The organism is Micromonospora mirobrigensis, assembly GCF_900091555.1.
Taxonomy (GTDB): Bacteria; Actinomycetota; Actinomycetes; order Mycobacteriales; family Micromonosporaceae; genus Micromonospora; species Micromonospora mirobrigensis.
The window spans coordinates 410,323-425,623 of sequence record NZ_FMCX01000001.1; the positions used below are offsets into that span (position 1 = coordinate 410,323).

At 71.1% G+C, this 15,301-nt stretch carries 18 protein-coding genes and 2 pseudogenes; 9 read left to right on the forward strand and 11 right to left on the reverse strand.

Going from position 1 to position 15,301, the window contains the following annotated elements:
- Nucleotides 1-20: 20 nt before the first annotated feature.
- Nucleotides 21-572 (reverse strand): YciI family protein, encoded by a 552-nt coding sequence (locus GA0070564_RS01950; protein ID WP_091601568.1) that lies wholly within the window; start codon nt 570-572, stop codon nt 21-23.
- A gap of 23 nt (nt 573-595) precedes the next feature.
- Nucleotides 596-1,444 (reverse strand): annotated as a pseudogene (locus tag GA0070564_RS01955) (helix-turn-helix transcriptional regulator).
- 100 nt (nt 1,445-1,544) lie between these two features.
- On the opposite strand from GA0070564_RS01955, the gene GA0070564_RS01960 reads away from it, so the two are divergent.
- Nucleotides 1,545-2,309, forward strand: a complete 765-nt coding sequence (locus tag GA0070564_RS01960) for an SDR family oxidoreductase (RefSeq protein WP_091604371.1) — start codon at nt 1,545-1,547, stop codon at nt 2,307-2,309.
- Between the two features lie 75 nt (nt 2,310-2,384).
- Nucleotides 2,385-2,576: pseudogene (locus tag GA0070564_RS30420) on the forward strand (hypothetical protein); the annotation flags it as partial.
- On the opposite strand, the gene GA0070564_RS01970 reads toward GA0070564_RS30420, so the two are convergent.
- Complete coding sequence (locus tag GA0070564_RS01970) at nt 2,547-3,623, reverse strand: sigma-70 family RNA polymerase sigma factor (RefSeq protein ID WP_091601570.1); 1,077 nt, start codon at nt 3,621-3,623, stop codon at nt 2,547-2,549. The pseudogene GA0070564_RS30420 and the gene GA0070564_RS01970 sit on opposite strands and share 30 nt — an antisense overlap.
- Nucleotides 3,624-3,752: 129 nt before the next feature.
- On the opposite strand from GA0070564_RS01970, the gene GA0070564_RS01975 reads away from it, so the two are divergent.
- The 4 genes from GA0070564_RS01975 (at nt 3,753) to GA0070564_RS01990 (ending at nt 6,200) form a co-directional block, all read left to right on the forward strand.
- On the forward strand, nt 3,753-4,574 hold the full coding sequence (locus tag GA0070564_RS01975) for an alpha/beta fold hydrolase (protein WP_091601573.1): 822 nt from the start codon (nt 3,753-3,755) through the stop codon (nt 4,572-4,574).
- Between the two features lie 80 nt (nt 4,575-4,654).
- Nucleotides 4,655-4,882, forward strand: a complete 228-nt coding sequence (locus tag GA0070564_RS01980; RefSeq protein WP_091601576.1) for a hypothetical protein — start codon at nt 4,655-4,657, stop codon at nt 4,880-4,882.
- 41 nt (nt 4,883-4,923) lie between these two features.
- On the forward strand, nt 4,924-5,265 hold the full coding sequence (locus GA0070564_RS01985) for an STAS domain-containing protein (RefSeq protein ID WP_218104868.1): 342 nt from the start codon (nt 4,924-4,926) through the stop codon (nt 5,263-5,265).
- Nucleotides 5,262-6,200, forward strand: a complete 939-nt coding sequence (locus GA0070564_RS01990; RefSeq protein ID WP_091601581.1) for a sensor histidine kinase — start codon at nt 5,262-5,264, stop codon at nt 6,198-6,200. The genes GA0070564_RS01985 and GA0070564_RS01990 overlap by 4 nt, the downstream gene beginning before the upstream one ends.
- Nucleotides 6,201-6,226: 26 nt before the next feature.
- On the opposite strand, the gene GA0070564_RS01995 is transcribed toward GA0070564_RS01990, so the two are convergent.
- The 4 genes from GA0070564_RS01995 to GA0070564_RS02010 form a co-directional block, all read right to left on the reverse strand.
- Complete coding sequence (locus tag GA0070564_RS01995; protein WP_091601584.1) at nt 6,227-6,517, reverse strand: GIY-YIG nuclease family protein; 291 nt, start codon at nt 6,515-6,517, stop codon at nt 6,227-6,229.
- 97 nt (nt 6,518-6,614) lie between these two features.
- On the reverse strand, nt 6,615-6,863 hold the full coding sequence (locus GA0070564_RS02000) for a hypothetical protein (protein WP_091604374.1): 249 nt from the start codon (nt 6,861-6,863) through the stop codon (nt 6,615-6,617).
- On the reverse strand, nt 6,860-7,123 hold the full coding sequence (locus tag GA0070564_RS02005) for a DivIVA domain-containing protein (protein ID WP_091601587.1): 264 nt from the start codon (nt 7,121-7,123) through the stop codon (nt 6,860-6,862). The genes GA0070564_RS02000 and GA0070564_RS02005 overlap by 4 nt, the downstream gene beginning before the upstream one ends.
- Nucleotides 7,120-7,344 (reverse strand): hypothetical protein, encoded by a 225-nt coding sequence (locus tag GA0070564_RS02010; protein WP_091601590.1) that lies wholly within the window; start codon nt 7,342-7,344, stop codon nt 7,120-7,122. Before GA0070564_RS02010 ends, GA0070564_RS02005 begins: the two co-directional genes overlap by 4 nt.
- A 249-nt stretch (nt 7,345-7,593) precedes the next feature.
- Between GA0070564_RS02010 and GA0070564_RS02015 the strand changes: the two genes are divergently transcribed.
- The 3 genes from GA0070564_RS02015 to GA0070564_RS02025 all read left to right on the forward strand — a co-directional run bounded on the left by GA0070564_RS02015 (nt 7,594) and on the right by GA0070564_RS02025 (nt 10,341).
- Nucleotides 7,594-8,832, forward strand: a complete 1,239-nt coding sequence (locus GA0070564_RS02015; RefSeq protein WP_091601593.1) for a helix-turn-helix transcriptional regulator — start codon at nt 7,594-7,596, stop codon at nt 8,830-8,832.
- Nucleotides 8,829-9,326: a flavoprotein gene (locus tag GA0070564_RS02020; RefSeq protein ID WP_091601597.1), complete on the forward strand. Its 498-nt coding sequence runs from the start codon at nt 8,829-8,831 to the stop codon at nt 9,324-9,326. Before GA0070564_RS02015 ends, GA0070564_RS02020 begins: the two co-directional genes overlap by 4 nt.
- Nucleotides 9,327-9,432: 106 nt before the next feature.
- A complete protein-coding gene (locus GA0070564_RS02025) occupies nt 9,433-10,341 on the forward strand; it encodes an HNH endonuclease (protein WP_091604377.1) in 909 nt (302 codons plus the stop codon).
- Here the strand turns inward: GA0070564_RS02025 and GA0070564_RS02030 are convergent.
- From GA0070564_RS02030 to GA0070564_RS02045, 4 genes are all read right to left on the reverse strand, one after another.
- Nucleotides 10,338-11,378: a hypothetical protein gene (locus GA0070564_RS02030; RefSeq protein ID WP_091601599.1), complete on the reverse strand. Its 1,041-nt coding sequence runs from the start codon at nt 11,376-11,378 to the stop codon at nt 10,338-10,340. The two genes, GA0070564_RS02025 and GA0070564_RS02030, sit on opposite strands and share 4 nt — an antisense overlap.
- A gap of 118 nt (nt 11,379-11,496) precedes the next feature.
- Nucleotides 11,497-13,650 carry an MMPL family transporter gene (locus GA0070564_RS02035; protein ID WP_091601601.1) on the reverse strand — a complete coding sequence of 718 codons (2,154 nt, stop codon included), beginning with the start codon at nt 13,648-13,650 and terminating at the stop codon, nt 11,497-11,499.
- A 179-nt stretch (nt 13,651-13,829) separates the two neighbouring features.
- Nucleotides 13,830-14,708, reverse strand: coding sequence for a hypothetical protein (locus GA0070564_RS02040; RefSeq protein WP_091601603.1), 879 nt, complete (start codon nt 14,706-14,708; stop codon nt 13,830-13,832).
- Between the two features lie 209 nt (nt 14,709-14,917).
- On the reverse strand, nt 14,918-15,286 hold the full coding sequence (locus GA0070564_RS02045; RefSeq protein WP_245669784.1) for a YciI family protein: 369 nt from the start codon (nt 15,284-15,286) through the stop codon (nt 14,918-14,920).
- Between the last annotated feature and the right edge of the window lie 15 nt (nt 15,287-15,301).

Genomic DNA, 15,301 nt, shown 5'->3' on the forward strand with positions numbered 1-15,301 from the left:
CAGGGGCGCGGGCGGGAGACTCAGGCCGGTCGGCCGCCGAACTGCCAGTTGTGCACCTCGACGGCGGCGTACCGGCCGGTGGTGAGGACGGCCCGCGCCGAGTCGGGGTCCGGCGCTCGGACGAGGGCGGCGGTGCCGAGCCAGCCGGCGCCGTCGTCGGAGAGCAGCGGCCCGTACGCGATCAACTCCCCCGCGTCGGCGGGCGTGGTCAGGTCGGCCGCCGGCCCGGCGCCGAGCCCCAGCACCAGGTAGCGGCTGCCGCCGTTCCGGCCGCCGGGAAACTGCCACATGGTGCGTCCCAGCGTGTTGCGCCACCGGCGGATCAGCACGTCGCGGTAGACGCCGGCCTGGTAGTTGGGTTCGTCGAAGGCGAACGCGCGGGCGGCGGCCGGATCGGGCAGGTCGAGGATGTGCACGCTGCCGGTAGGCGTGTCGAAGTCGTCGGCGAGGGTCGGCCCGCGGGCGATCATCTGCTCGGCGTACCGGTCCATGTAGGCCCAGTGCGCCTCGATCAGCTCGTCACATAGCGCCGCCGAGCCGGGCCGGTCCCGGTGGTAGATCAGGAACTCCATGCGCGGCAGTATTCACCGGCCGGTCAGGGCCGCCCAGCGGGAAAACGTTCGTGGCCGAGCACGGCGAGCAGGCGCAGCTTCTCGTCCGCCTCGCTGCGTGGCGGAGCGGTCAGCACCAGCAACGCCTGCGACTGGTCCTCGGTGAAGAGCACCTGGCAGTCCAGCTCGATCGGGCCGAGCTCGGGGTGGACGATGGTCTTGTGGTCGACGAAGCGCTGGGCCACCTCGTGGCGTTCCCACAGCTCCGCGAATTCGGGGCTGGCCTTCTGCAACGCGCGGACCAGCTCGCCGGCGCGGGACTACGGGCCCATCGTCCCGTACGCGGCCCGCAGGTTGGCGACCTGGGCGCGGCTCTGCCGGGCCCGGTCGTCCTGCGGGTAGCGCAGCCGTTCGTCGGGTTCGGTGAACCACCGGTACGCCTCGCTGCGGGCCAGCCCGGTGTGCCGGGACCGGTCGCCGAGCAGGGCCTTGGACAGCCGGTTCTGCACGAGCGTCTCGCCGAGGTTGGACAGGATGAGCGCGGGGGTGTCCTCGAGGCGGTCCAGCACCCGCAGCAGCGCCGGGGCGACGTGGGTGGCCGCGGTGACCGGGGTCGGGGCGTTCTGCCCGGCCACCCGGAACAGGTAGTCGCGTTCCCCGCCGGTGAGGCGCAGCGCCCGGGCCAGCGCGGTGAGCATCTGCGGGCTGGGCTGTGGTCCGCGCCGCTGTTCGAGGCGGGTGTAGTAGTCGGTCGACATGGCGGCGAGCGCGGCGACCTCCTCGCGGCGCAGACCGGGGGCGCGGCGGCGGGCACCGGGGGCGAGCCCGACGTCGGAGGGTTGCAGCCCTTCGCGGCGGCGGCGGAGGAAGTCGGCCAGGGCTGCGCGGTCCATGATCCCAGTATCCGCCGGTCCGGCGGCCCAACCAGGGATCGTGGATCCCCCGATGAGCGGTCTCTGCACCGGCGAACCGGGTTGGCGGCAGGCTGGTGGCATGGACATTTCCGGGAACACCATCTTCATCCCCGGCTCGACGAGCGGGATCGGCCTGGCCCTCGCGCTGGAGCTGCAAGCCAGGGGCAACACCGTCATCCTCGGTGGCCGGCGGGCCGACGTGCTGGCGAAGATCGCCGCCGACCATCCGGGGATCGACACCGTGGAGATCGACACGGCCGACCCGGTGAGCATCGCCTCGGGCGCCCGCCAGGTGCTGGAGCGGCACCCGGACCTGAACGTCCTGGTGGCGATGGCCGGCATCATGCGCGTCGAGGACTGGCACCACCCGGCCGGGTTCCTCGACTCCGCCGAGTCGATCATCACCACCAACGTGCTCGGCCCGATCCGGCTGATCGCCGCGTTCGTCGAGCACCTGCGGAGCCGGCCGGACGCCACGATCATGACGGTCTCCTCGGGTTTGGCGTTCGCGCCGCTGGCCGCCACCCCCAGCTACAACGCGTCGAAGGCCGCCATCCACATGCTCAGCGAGTCGATCCGGCTGCAACTGGCCGACACCGGCGTGAAGGTGGTGGAGCTGGTGCCGCCGGCGGTGCGTACCGGGCTGCTGCCGGGGCAGGAGAACAGCGAGTTCGCGATGCCGCTGGACGACTTCGTGGCCGAGGTGGTGGCGCTGATCGAGGCGCAACCCGACGCGAAGGAGATCCAGGTGGAGCGGGTGAAGTTCCTCCGCCACGGCGAGGCGCGCGGCGACTACGACCAGGTGGTGGCGATGCTCAACACCGCCGACCCGCACGGGAAGTAGGGGGCGTACCGGATCGCCGGACCGGCAGCGGTGAGTTTTCCGGCTGCCGGCGGTCCTACCGGCGTGGCCACCTCCGTGCTCTGCTTCGCCGTCGGCGCGACCCTGACCCGGGCGGACGTTCCCGCCCTCTGCGCCGACCTGGCGGAGGCGCTGCGCGGCCGTGAGCCCGGGGTGGTCGTCTGCGACGTGGCCGCGGTGGTCGATGCCGACCTGGTGGTGGTGGAGGCGCTGGCCCGGCTACGGATGACCGCCCGCCGGCACGGCTGGTGGCTGACGGTCAGCGGCGCCGGGACCGGCCTGCGCGAGCTGGCCGGCCTGCTCGGCCTCGCCGGTGCCCTCTTCGAGCCGGTCGGGCAGGCCGAAGAGCGGGAACAGGTGGTCGGTGTCGAGGAAGTAGTTGAGCCGGGCGATCCGGCCCGCTGAGATGTCCAGGACGATCAGCGCCCACGGCACGTGACCCGGGCCGTCCGGGTCGGGACGGTACTGCGCGAACGCCGGCTGACCGTTGGCCAGCGTCGGCGCCAGCCGGGAGCCGCGGCAGCCGCGACCGGTGCCGGCCATCCAGGCGGCGATGTCGTCGGGGCCGCGCAGCCACAGCGGCAGCGGCGGCATGGACAGGGTGGCGTCCTCGTGCAGCAGCGCGGTCAACGCCGTCAGGTCGTACGCCTCGAAGGCCCGCACGTAGCGGGCGAGCAGCGCCCGCTGCTCCTCGTCGAGGGGCCGGCGGACGTCGCCGCCGGTGTCCGCGGCGGCGATGGTGGCGCGGGCCCGTTGCAGGGCGCTGTTGACGCTGGCGACGCTGGTGTCGAGCAGCTCGGCGACCTCCTGCGCCGACCAGGCCAGCACCTCCCGCAGGATCAGCACGGCCCGCTGCCTGGGCGGCAGGTGTTGCAGCGCGGCCACGAACGCCAGCCGCACCGACTCCCGGCCAGCGATCACCTCGGCGGGGTCGGCGCGCTCGGGCAGAACCCGGTCGTCGGGCGCCGGCCCCGTCCAGATCTCGTCCGGGCGCGGCTCGCCGGGGTCGGTCGCGTCGCCGGAACCGGCGGGACCGAGGTCCATCGGGCGGACCCGGCGCTGGGCGCTGGTCAGCATGCTCAGGCAGACGTTCGTGGCGATCCGGTAGAGCCAGGTCCGCAACGCAGACCGGCCCTCGAACCGCTCGAAGCTGCGCCAGGCACGCACGAACGTGTCCTGCACCGCGTCCTCGGCCTCGAACGCGGAGCCGAGCATCCGATAGCAGTAGCCGGTCAGCTCGGACCGGTAAGGCTCCAGGAGCTCCTCGACGGACGTGCTGGTCGCCACCTCGCTCATGCCGACAACCTAACCCGCACCCCCGACAACCCGGGGCCCTCGGAAAAAGTGTCGCGGGCACCGATGAGTTCCCGGCACCCGCCCGGTCCACCCAGCAACATGACAGGACGCGACCCGGAGGAACCCACCATGAGCACCACCGCGCAGACCGCCGCCACCGTCACCGGCGAGTACGCCGACGTCAACGGCCTGCACCTGTACTACGAGACGCACGGGCAGGGCAGCCCGATGATCCTGCTGCACGGCGGCCTCGGCTCCGGCGAGATGTTCGGCGCGATCCTGCCCGCCCTGGCCGCCAAGCACCAGGTCATCCTCCCCGACCTGCAAGGACACGGCCGCACCGCCGACATCGACCGGCCGCTGGACATCCCGACGATGGCCGACGACATCGCCGCCCTCATCGACCACCTCGGCCTGGACAAGCCCGACGTCGTCGGCTTCTCCCTCGGCGGCGGCGTCGCCCTGCACGTCGGCATCCGCCACCCCGAGAAGGTCGGCCGGGTGGTCAGCGCGTCGGCCAACATCCGCAGCGACGCCATCTACCCGGAGATGCGGGCGCAGCAGGGCCAGATGGGCGCCGCCGCCGTCGAGTTCCTCAAGGACACCCCGATGTACGAGCTGTACATGCGGGTCGCGCCGCGTCCGGAGGACTTCCCCCGGCTGCTCGACAAGATCGGCGCGGCGATGGCCAACGACTTCGACTTCACCGAGGAGGTCCGCGGCCTGCGGGTGCCGACGATGGTGGTGGCCGGCGACGCCGACATGGCCCCGCCGAGCCACTACGTCGAGGTGTTCAAGCTGCTCGACGGCGGGCTGCGCGACGGCGGCTGGATGGGTGAGGGACGGCCGGCCGGTGGGCACGCGCTGGCCATCCTGCCCGGGGTGACGCACTACAACATGCCCGACTCGCCGCTGTTCGCGGCGGTCACGCTCGCCTTCCTCGACCGCTGACCGCTGCCCGGCCGGCGCCGCCTGACACGGGGGCAGGTGGCGCCGGTGCGGTAGGCAGGGAGTCCGACGGAGGAGACGCGGTGAGCGGGACCGAGCGGCCGATCGGCTACTGGCTCAAGCACCTGCACAACCTGATCGACCAGCGGTTCGACGCGACCGCGGCCGAACGGGTGGGCGAGACGCGGCGGCTGCTGATGCGCGGCCTCACCCCCGAGGAGTACGCGGAGACCGTACGGATCCTGGCGGTGATGGCCGGCCACCTCGAGGCGGCTTCGGAGGTGCGCGCGCCCAGCTCACGCCCCGGATGATCCACTGGCCGGCGTCGAATCGCGCGGGTAGCGTGGTCGTCGTGACTGCCTTACGGCGGTGGTACTCGCCGACAGGCCTGCACCCCGGAGACCACGTCTGCTGGACGTTCGCCGACCCGGCGCTGCACGGCGAGGTGGACCACGATCTGGTCGACGACGTGTTCCCCGCGCTGGTCGACCTCACCGGCGGATCCCCCGGTGAGGTGGTGCTCGACCTGACAGACCTGGAGTTCCTCGACGCCGCGGGCGCCCGCATGCTGGCCCGGGCGGTCCGGCTGCTGGCGCAGACCGGAGTGCGGCTGCGGCTGATCAGGCCGCGCCGGACGGTGTCCCACTGCCTCGAGCTGTTCGACCTGCTGGACGCGCAGGGGGCGGCCGCATGACCGGGATCCGCCCGACCGGCGACTGGGACGGCAGCACGTTCGCGCACGAGGGGTTCACCTTCCGCACCGATCGGGAACTCATCGACCGGGTGGTGCCGTTCGTCGCCGAGGGGCTGTCCCGGGGCGAGCCGGTGCTGGTCGTCGCCGGCGATCGGGTGCGTACGCTGCTCGCCGACGAGCTGGGCGCCGACGTGAGCCGGCTGGCGGCGTTCACCGCCGCCGAGAACTGGTGGCGCGGCGGGCACGACACCCTGCGAGCCTATGACCGGGACCTGCGGGTGCTGCACGCCTCGGTGCCGACCTGGCGCCTGGTAGCGGAGCCGGTCTGGCTGGGCCGGGAGGATGGCCGGAAGTGGAGCCGGTACGAGTCGGTCGCCAACCGCTGCTACGCCGAGCTGCCCTACTACAGCCTGTGCCTGCACGACGCCGAGCGGCTTCCCGCGACGGTCCTCGAGGCCGTTGCCCGCACCCACCCGCTGGCCTGGGCCGGGGACGCGCCGGTCGCCACCCCGGCGTACCAGGATCCGCAGCAGTTCATCCGCTCGGTCCAGCCGGCGTGGGGTGAGCGTCCCCGCAACGCCGCCGTGCTGTCGGTGGTCAACCCCAGGGAGGCCCGCCACGGCGTCCAGGCCTGGCTGGCGGACGCGTGGGAGGCCCGGGCCGACGACGCCGTCCTCGCCATCCACGAGTTGGTGATCAACGCCCTGCGCGTCTCGGCCGCCGCCGAGCTGGCCTGCTGGTCCGAGGCGGACCGGCTGGTCGTCGAGGTGGCCGACCAGGGTCCGGGGCTGCCCGACGAGACCACCGGCTACGTCCCGCCCGGCAAGACCCAGGAGGGCGGCCGGGGAATGTGGCTGGCCTGGGGCCTGGCCGACGACGTGGCCGTCGCCCCCGGCGGGACGGGTGCCCGGATCCGGTTGTACTTCTCCCGCTGAGCACGGTGCGGCCGGCCCATCCTCCGTCAACGGGGCTTGGGCAGCTGCCGGTTGAAGCGGGGCTTCAGGGCCAGGAGCAGCGCTTCCTTCGTACCCTCCGGGTTGTCGGTCTCCTGCCAGCGGACCTCGCGCCCGCCCAGCCAGTCGGCGATGTCCGCAGCCGTGGCCACCGGCCCGCGCCGGTCCAGCTCGGCGCCGACCTGCTGGTGCAGCACCGACGAGTCCCGGTTGCCGGTCAGGTGCTGGCGTAGCCGGTCGCGCAGGTTCCCGGTCCGACCGACGTAGAGGACGACGCCGCCGTCCAGGACCACGTGCACGCCGGGCGCGTTGATGACGGCTTCCGTCGTGTACGGCCGCGCAGGCGTGAAACCGGCCAGGTCCTCGGTCTCGGGCGTCCTCCGGACGGCACGCCGATCAGCCCTCGCCCGCCGTCCCGCACGGGCCCGGATGCCGGTCCCCCAGCCGGCACCGCCGGCCGCCGGGCAGGCGGGTGTCGCACCAGACGCGGTGGCGCAGGTGCTGGGCGTCCTCCTCGCTGAGGGTGGTCTCCCCGAAGTCGATGGCGTCGACGTGGTCGAGGGAGGTCTTGAGTACGGCGGCCAGGCCGGCGGCGGTCTCTCGGCTGGTCAGCGTGGTGGGCAGGTGGATGATCCAGCGGCTCACCTGGGCCACCGGCTGTTGGGTGAACTCTGGTCGGGGTGGTGGCAGGCGGCGTGGCGGGACTGCCACTGGCGCAGGGCCTGGCGGATGCGTTCGGCCTCGGTGGTGGCGGTGGTCAGGTCGCGGCGCACACGGTCGAGTTCGTCGGCGATCCGGGCGAGGTAGGCGTGGACCTGGGTGGGGTCCAGGCCGCGCCAGCGGGTGTCGAAGGTGGCGGCGCGGATCTGGTGCGGGAGGGGGCGGTCGCCGGTCACGTAGATCATGGGCGCGGCACCGCCAGGTCATTCTCGGTGAGGCCGACGGCGTCGAGGGTCGCCCGGCCCCAGCGGGCGAGGCGGCACGGGTAGGGGACGCGTTCGCTGCGGCAGAGCGGGCCCTCCGGCCAGGACTCCGGGGCGTGGACGCGGACCGCGAGTGCTGCGAGGGTCAGGTCCTCGTCGGTGACCGGGGTGAGGACGGGGAAGTCGTCGAGTACGGCGGGCATCGGTGGGCGCCTCCCGGGTCGCGGTGCGGTGGAGTGGCGCCGGGGCGGGCGGGGACGGCCGCTGCCGTACGGGGGAACGACGCGGCCGGAGCCCGGCACCCGCCCCGGGCCATGTGATCAGCCTCGTGCCGCAGCCGAGCAGGAACTACAGCAGCGGAGAGGCCTCGGTGACGCAGAACTGAGGCGTTTGCGTGCCCGCCCGCTCTACGGACTGTCACTACAGTGGCGGCAGGGGAAAGGAGATCGCGGATGGCGTTGAAGCGACACCGGCTCAGCCAGCGGCGTAAGGCGCTCGGGTACAGCCAGGAGCGTCTGGCCGAACTCCTCGGTGTGGAACGGTCCACGGTCGTGCGCTGGGAGAACGCCGAGACAGACCCGCAGCCGTGGCATCGGACCCGGATCGCCTCCGCGTTGGCAGTTACGCTCGAACAGCTCGACGGCATGCTCATCGACGTGTCAGTGACAGCACACCGAGGGCAGACCATGGGAGAAGACGCTCGGAGCCCCGCCCCCGCCGCCCGGTCCGAACTGCTGAACGGGCTACGGACCTTTCTCTCCAGCTACCTACCGGCTCCTGCCGGCCCATGTCCGTCGGTGAATGAGGCGCGGCGGGCTGTCGGCCGAGTGCATGGTCTGTACCAGCGAGCGAGCTACACCTCTGCCGCTCGCCTACTTCCAGAGGTGCTCAACCAGACGACGGCCCTGGCCGGGGAGACGACGGGACTGCACCGCAGTGCCGCCTTCCGGCTGCTCGCCGCCGCCTACTTGGCGGCCTCGAAGTTGGCGATCAAAGTCGGCGACCGCGACACCGCCCTGCTGACGTCCGATCGGGCTGCCACCGCTGCTCGTCTGGCCGATGACCGAGCCCTGGCAGCCATGGCGGCCTACCAGGCGGCATGTGCCCTTCTGCGCCTCCCCGGGAGGGATCACGAGGCGCAACAGATCGCGCTGGTCAGCATCGACCGGCTCGGTAACGCCGCTGCGGAGCCCGATCTACTTTCGGCTCGGGGATCACTGATGCTCCTGGCCGCGGTGATGAGCGCCCGGCAGGGTCAGGCCAAGGAAGCCGGCCAGTTCCTCACGCAGGCCAATGAATTGGCGAGAATCCTCGGATCCGATCGCAACCTCTTGTGGACCGGGTTCGGTCCGACCAATGTCGCCATCCATGCCGTCTCCGCTGCCGTAGTCGCCGGGAACGGTGAGCAGGCGCAGGAGATCGGGGTACGGCTCGACACCTCGCGCCTGCCGGCGGTGCTGGTCGGTCGACGGGCGCAGGTGCACGTGGACCTGGCGGCAGCAGCAATGATGTCCTCCGGGGACCGGTCGGTGTCGGTGCTGCATCTTCTCGAAGCGGAGCGGCTGGGGGCCGAGATGGTCTACGCCAACGTGCAGGCACGATCGCTGCTGCTCGACCTGCTGGCCAAGGAGCGGCGGGTGGCGACACCGGGGCTACGGCCGTTGGCTGAACGAGCCGAGTTGCTGACATGACCCGTCGCGGGGTGTTGGCGCTCGTGGCCTGTGCCGCTCCTCCGGTGTTGCGGATCGGGGAGCTGATCCAGCTTCTGCAAGAGGACGGGTGGACGGTGTGCCTGACCGCTACGCCGACCGCTGCCACCTGGATCGATCGGGAGGCGTTGGCGCAGCAGACGGGCTATCCGGTGCGGGTGGAGTGGCGGATGCCGGGAGAGCCGGAGCCGCACCCGCCGGCGGATGTTGTCGCCGTGGTGCCGGCGACGTTCAACGTGATCAACAAGTGGGCGCTGGGGATCAACGACACGCTCGCGCTCGGCGTCCTCAACGAAGCACTCGGCGCGAACGTCCCGGTGTACGCATTTCCGCACGTCAAAGCGCAGCTGGCAACGCATCCGAGCTATATACGACACCTGGATTTACTTCAAGGTGCAGGAGCGCGGACGGCACTTCTATCCAGCCCTCCCTCATGGGAGAAAACCGTACAGATAATCCGATTTCAGGCAAGCTAGGTTGGCGTTAGGAGATCTCCACAACACGCCGCCCAGGTATTCGCCCGCAGCAAGTGAGCCGTTCGGATGAAGGCAGACAAAGAGACGCAGTGGCAGGATGTCGATCATGGCAGACGCGGCTTTCGACTCACGCCTTCGCTCAGCAGCCGCCCAATGGCTAACCGAACGAAGCCAGATCCACCAAGAGCTGGTAACCCGCGATGAGCTCGAAGAATTCGTGTTCGAGGGTGCTCGAATTCCACTCATCGATCGGCAGCGAGGGATTCGAAAGCCCGCCATACTCGACGCCGCCCTCTCCATCAAAACCACTTTTACGAAGCCGGGTCAACCGCCGCCATACGAGGACCGGGAGGGGCCGGATGGGCTACTTCGCTACAAGTATCGCGGCAGCGATCCGGACCATCCGGAAAACGTGGCACTACGCAAAGCCCACGAATGGAACCTTCCCCTCTTTTGGTTTGTTGGAATCGCCCCTGGCGTTTTCTTGCCCCGCTATCCCGTATGGCTGGTCGGTGACGAGCGGAAAGACTTGCAGTTTGTCGTTGCCCTTGACGAGGCACAGCGAATGATCCAACCGAGAAGCGTAATAGACGAAGAGCGGCGGCGCTATGTCGAGCGGCTGACAAAGCTCCGCCTCCACCAGCCAGTCTTCCGCGCTAGGGTGCTCAAGGCGTATGCCACTCAATGCGCAATCTGCCAGTTACGCCATCGCTCGCTGCTCGACGCCGCACACATCATCCCTGATGGCCTACCTCAGGGCGAGCCAGTGGTCCCGAATGGTCTAGCTCTTTGCAAGATCCACCACGCTGCCTTTGATGAGAACATCCTTGGCATCCGTCCTGATCACGTCGTGGAAGTGCGGCCCGACATTCGGAAGGAGGTGGACGGTCCGATGCTGCGCCACGGCATCCAAGACATGCACGGTAGGAGGATCGGTCTTCCCTCTGAGCGATCTGCCCGACCGGATCGCGATCGTCTTGAGGTTCGCTACGAGACCTTCCGCTCAGCGGCTTAAAGGTTGGAGCGCCTACGAGAGTCCACTGGTCCGCCCGGCGACGCCTGAACCGGCTTCATCGTCCCGGCCGGCCGCGCCGTGCTCGCCGGGACGGCCCTTGGCGTGGGCATCCAGCCGAGTGCCACGTCCCGGGGGACGTCCGGCGCGCACCAGCACATCGGCGTGGCCGGCGCGGTCCTGCACCGCGTCATCAGCGACCGGTAGAAGGCCACCGTCAGCCCACCCAACGCAATAGCGGCCACCCCGGACCCGCAGGCCAGCGCCACCGACGCGTCCGGGTCCCCATCGACGGCCATCACCACCGCCATGGCAGTCACCGACGCCGCGAGGCACGTCCACCCGGTGAGCAGCGCGTACGCCGCCCGCCGCGCCCACCCGGCTCGACGCAGCATCCCGACGCCGACGACCACGGCGGCCGGGGCGACGACCCCCAGGTCCATGAGTTTGACCATCCAGAACGGCGTTGGGCTCGACGCGTACTCGGTGAGTGACGACGGATCCGACCATGCCATCACCATCGACCGCAGGTGCAGCCCGAACACCAGGAACGCCGCCACCACCAGCAGCGTCAGCCCGGCGACCCGACCCAGCCGCGGCGACGGCGACGGCAGGGTCGGCGGCAGCGCGCGCCAGCCGAGCACCAGCACCGCCTCGGCGAGCAGGAACACCACCAGCAGCAGCGGGAAGAACCGCTCCACGTTGCCGGGCTCCCGCAGGTACTCCTGCCCGATGATGACCTGCGCGTACGTATAGAGCGCGTACACCGCCAGGCCGACGGCCAGCGGCGGCGCGACCGGATGGCGGCGCAGCGCGAGCACGGCAGCGGCCACCGTTAGCGGAGCCACCGCGACCAGCGCGGCGAGGTCGCTACCGAGCAGCTGGTGCAGGGTGTTGGGTGAGGTGCGGTAGCGCATCAGGCCAAGCCCGAGCGGACCGACGAGTGAGGTAGCCGCCATCGCCAACGCCAGGGCGGCGAGGGTGGCCGCGAGGGCCCGGTGCCGGATCTTGCCGCGGACAGCCGGCCGTGTGGCGTTCATGGCCCCTCCCGACGCTGCTGCCGGCGCGCCGCCGCCGGACAGGTGGGCACCTTCAGCGTGCGCCCGTCCCGTCCGGGGCGGCAGGGGGTGCGGTCACCGCGGGGCGGGACCTTCGCCCCTACACCGTGGCCGCGCCCGCCGGCTCCGGCTCAGCGTGCGGCCCGTCGGTCCGCCGCGCGTCCCCATGCCCCGGCCACCAAGCCTTGTGCCCGATCAGCGCGGTCACCGCCGGCACGAAGAACATCGACATCACGAACGCCGACAGCACGATCCCGATCGCCACCGCGAACCCCATCTGCTGCAGGAACGAGATCGGCGCCAACATCAGCACCCCGAACGTCCCCGCGAGGATCAGCCCGGCCGCGGCAACCGTAGGCCCGGCATGCTCCACCCCAATGGCAGCCGCCTGGTGCGGCTCGTGACCCTCCCGAGCCTCCTCCCGCAGCCGCGCGATCATCAGGATGTTGTAGTCCGTCCCGATCGCCACCACGAACAGATACAGGATGATCGGCAACTGGAACGTCACCCCAGGCTTGTCCTGCAAGCCCTGGAACAGGTAGACCGTCGCCCCCAGCGTGGCCGCGAAGTTCAGCAGCACGGCGATCACCAGATAGATCGGCGCGACCAGGCTGCGCAGCAGCAGCGCGAGGATCAGCGCGATCAGCGCGGCGGCGACGGGCAGGATCACCGACAGGTCCCGGTTGTTGGCCGAGTTGATGTCCGCGAAGATCGCCGTCGGCCCGCCGACCAGCGCCTTCGTGCCGGCGGGCGCCTTGGCGTGCAGGGCGTCGCGCAGGTCGTCGCGTACCAGGGTGATCGCCTCGTTGGAGACCGGGTTCTCGTTGAGCAGCAGGTTGACCCGGGCGACGCTCGGGTCGGTGCCGCGTTCGGCCGGCTGCACCCGGGCCACGCCGGGGGCGTCGGCCGCGGCGGCGGCGAAGCCGTTGACCTGCTGGTCGGTGAGCGGGCTGCCGTTGCCGGTGGTCAGGTAGACCTCGGTGGGGGCGAGTGCCCCGGCGGCGAAGCCGCGTTGCAGGTCCTTGGCGGCCTTCGCCGACTCGGTGTCCTGCGGGAAGCCGGCGCTGAAGTCGTAGTCCGCCTGGTAGCTGAGCGTGCCGGCGGCCAGCGCCACGAGCAGGGCGCCGGACGCGGCGGCGACCAACGCGGGCCGGCGGCCGATCACGGTTCCGAGCCGGCGGGCCATGGTGGCCTTCGGCGCCTTCTGCCAGGCCTTCGACGGCCAGAACACCCACCGGCCGAGCAGCGACACGATCGCCGGGATCAGGGTCAGCGAGGTCACCAGCATGACCGCCACGGCGATCGCGAGCGCCGGACCGAGCGAGCCGAAGAACCCCAGGGACGCGAGCAGGAGTACGAGGAAAGCGACGATCACCGCGCCGGCTGCCGAGGTGATGACCTCGCCGACCCGCTCCACGGAGACGATCATCGCGGTGCGCTTGTCGTCGCCGGCGCGCAGCCGCTCCCGGTAGCGGAACAGTAGGAACAGGATGTAGTCGGTGCCGATGCCGAAGAGCACGATCAGCAGGATGGTCTGGAGGTCCTGGCTGACGTTGAGGTCGAAGGCCTTGCCGGCGGCGGCGACCAGCCCGCTGGTGACCGCCATGACCACGCTGATCACCACGACGGGCAGCAGCGCGGCGATCGGGCTGCGGAAGATGATCAGGATCAGCCCGATGATCAGGATGATCGTGGCGACACCGACCACGGCGAAGGCGCTGTTGAAGGTGTCCTCGTTGTCGACGAAGCTCGCCACGTCGCCGGCCACCCCGGCGCTCAGCCCGCTGCCGGACAGCGCCGGGCCGAGCGAGGAGCGCAGGTCGCGTACGGAATCCAGCAGCGCCGGGTCGTCCGGGGTCGGCGCGTCCAGGCCGACATTGACCACCTGCACCGACTTGTCCGGGGCGACGGCCGGCGGGCCGGTCAGGTAGCCCTCGGTGTGCGGGATGTTCTTCGCCTTCAACGCCTGGGCCAGCTCGCCGACCTTCGTCTGGTCGGCCTCGGTGAGCGGCTGCCCGTCGGCGCGTTTGACCACGATGGTGGCGGTGGCGGTGGCCTGCTGCGGGAATGCCTTCTTCGCCAGCTCGGTGGCCTGCACCGACTCGTACGACTTGGGCAGGAAGCTCTCCTGGTCGGCGGAGGTGATGTCGGACAGCGACGGTGCCGCGGTGATGATCGCGATCGCGGCGAGCAGCCAGCCCCCGATCACCCACCACGCCCTGCGTACGACGAATCTGCCCAACCGCTCGAACATGGCTTCCCCCGTGTGTCGGCCCGCGCTCGACGGCCCGGGGCCCGACGCCTGCCGGATGCCCGGCCGTCACGATGACGGCAGCCTTCCGCTACCCAGCGTGGATGCTACCGGTGGTGGGCAAATCCTTTTCGGACTGGGGACGGCGTGCCGCCCTGCTATCTGGAGGCGCCGCGCCGCTGTCAGCGGGTGACGGTGAGCCGGACCGGCTGCCCCTGCTGCACCTCCAGCACGGCCCGCTCCCCCAGCTCACGGGCCAGCTCCACGGTCGCGGTGCGCTGAGCCCCGATGGCTGGGCACACCTGCTGGGAACTGTTCGGGTGCGCGTGGACGATCACCGCCACCGCGGACACCGACTGGACCGCCTCGGCCCGGTAGTCCACCCCGCACGGCTCGCTGCCCGGCCCCGGCGCCCCGGTGAACGTCACGGTCAGCGTGCGGTCGCCGCGCTGGGTCGTGGCCTTCTCGATGCTCATCGCGCTCGGCGACTCCGAATCCCAGGGCAACGGGGACACCTCGACCGTGGCAGCCGGGTCGACCGCCGCCCGGACCAGCCGCACCCCGGTGCCGGCGAGCGTGTACTCCCACGCCGGGACGGTCGCGGTGCCCCGGGTCGTCTCCATCCGCAGGGTGGTCAGCCGGGCGCCGGTGACCCGCAGCGGCGGGCAGCCGTCGCAGCGCGCCCCGTCGGCCCGGAACCCGGCCAGGGTGGCCTCGGCCCCGACCAGCGGCACCGTCTCCCGGCTTCCGTCGTTCCAGATCACGCTGCCCGTCGGCTCCGGTGGGGTCGGCAGGTCGGCGACGGGCGCGAACTCACCGGCGGCCAGCGACTCCTTGTTCCGCCCGTTCTCCAACTCCCAGTCGCCCACCTGCCGCTGGGGCGAGCCGACCGGCACGAACCGGCCCTGACCGCCGGCTCGTCGCAGTACCTGCTCGTACCGGTCGAGGACGGCGCGGGCCTGCTGCCGCAGCTGTGAATCGCTCAGGTCACCCCGCGCGGGCGAGCCCAGGTCGTCCCCCGACTCGGTGTGGCAGCCGGCGAGCAGCAGCAGGACAGTCATTGCGAGCAGGCAGCGCCTCATCCCCGTGCACCTCCACCCGTTGAGACGCACGCGGACCGCCATCGGTTGCGGGTGCGGCCGCGGCCGCACCCTGGCGGCTCACCGAGGCGTAGGCGGTCGCGCCTGCCACCGGAGCATGGTGGCAGGCGGCGGCCGACCTCACCACGTCCTCAAGCCGCGGACGCGATGGAGTGAACAAGTGGCTGGGCTCAGCCGGCGTTGATGTCCTCGAACTCGGTGACCCGGCGGACGTCGATCTCCACGTCCAGGCCGGTCTGGGCGAAGACGTCGGCGAACCGGCGGGCGATCTCCACCGCCTCCGCCTTGTCCCGCACGTCGACCAGCACGAACCCGGCGATGAGTTCCTTGGTCTCGGTGAACGGCCCGTCGGTGATGGTGGTCTTCTTGTCGGTGACCTTCACCCGGGCGGCGTTGTCCGTGCTGGGCCGCAGCCCCTCGCCGGCGAGCATCACCCCCGACTTGGTGACCTCCTCCATGAACGGGCCGAGCAGCTCCAGGAACTCCGGGGTGGGCTGGTAGCTGCCGGGCACCGTCTCGTCCAGCTTGTGCATGATCATGAAGCGCATGGTGGG

Excerpts from the sequence above, each read along its gene's own strand:
- GA0070564_RS01950 (WP_091601568.1), bottom strand. The coding sequence starts at position 572 with ATGGAGTTCCTGATCTACCACCGGGACCGGCCCGGCTCGGCGGCGCTA.
- GA0070564_RS01960 (WP_091604371.1), top strand. The coding sequence starts at position 1,545 with ATGGACATTTCCGGGAACACCATCTTCATCCCCGGCTCGACGAGCGGG.
- GA0070564_RS01970 (WP_091601570.1), bottom strand. The coding sequence starts at position 3,623 with ATGAGCGAGGTGGCGACCAGCACGTCCGTCGAGGAGCTCCTGGAGCCT.
- GA0070564_RS01975 (WP_091601573.1), top strand. The coding sequence starts at position 3,753 with ATGAGCACCACCGCGCAGACCGCCGCCACCGTCACCGGCGAGTACGCC.
- GA0070564_RS01990 (WP_091601581.1), top strand. The coding sequence starts at position 5,262 with ATGACCGGGATCCGCCCGACCGGCGACTGGGACGGCAGCACGTTCGCG.
- GA0070564_RS02005 (WP_091601587.1), bottom strand. The coding sequence starts at position 7,123 with ATGATCTACGTGACCGGCGACCGCCCCCTCCCGCACCAGATCCGCGCC.
- GA0070564_RS02010 (WP_091601590.1), bottom strand. The coding sequence starts at position 7,344 with ATGCCCGCCGTACTCGACGACTTCCCCGTCCTCACCCCGGTCACCGAC.
- GA0070564_RS02015 (WP_091601593.1), top strand. The coding sequence starts at position 7,594 with ATGGCGTTGAAGCGACACCGGCTCAGCCAGCGGCGTAAGGCGCTCGGG.
- GA0070564_RS02020 (WP_091601597.1), top strand. The coding sequence starts at position 8,829 with ATGACCCGTCGCGGGGTGTTGGCGCTCGTGGCCTGTGCCGCTCCTCCG.
- GA0070564_RS02025 (WP_091604377.1), top strand. The coding sequence starts at position 9,433 with ATGGCAGACGCGGCTTTCGACTCACGCCTTCGCTCAGCAGCCGCCCAA.
- GA0070564_RS02030 (WP_091601599.1), bottom strand. The coding sequence starts at position 11,378 with ATGAACGCCACACGGCCGGCTGTCCGCGGCAAGATCCGGCACCGGGCC.
- GA0070564_RS02035 (WP_091601601.1), bottom strand. The coding sequence starts at position 13,650 with ATGTTCGAGCGGTTGGGCAGATTCGTCGTACGCAGGGCGTGGTGGGTG.
- GA0070564_RS02040 (WP_091601603.1), bottom strand. The coding sequence starts at position 14,708 with ATGACTGTCCTGCTGCTGCTCGCCGGCTGCCACACCGAGTCGGGGGAC.
- GA0070564_RS02045 (WP_245669784.1), bottom strand. The coding sequence starts at position 15,286 with ATGATCATGCACAAGCTGGACGAGACGGTGCCCGGCAGCTACCAGCCC.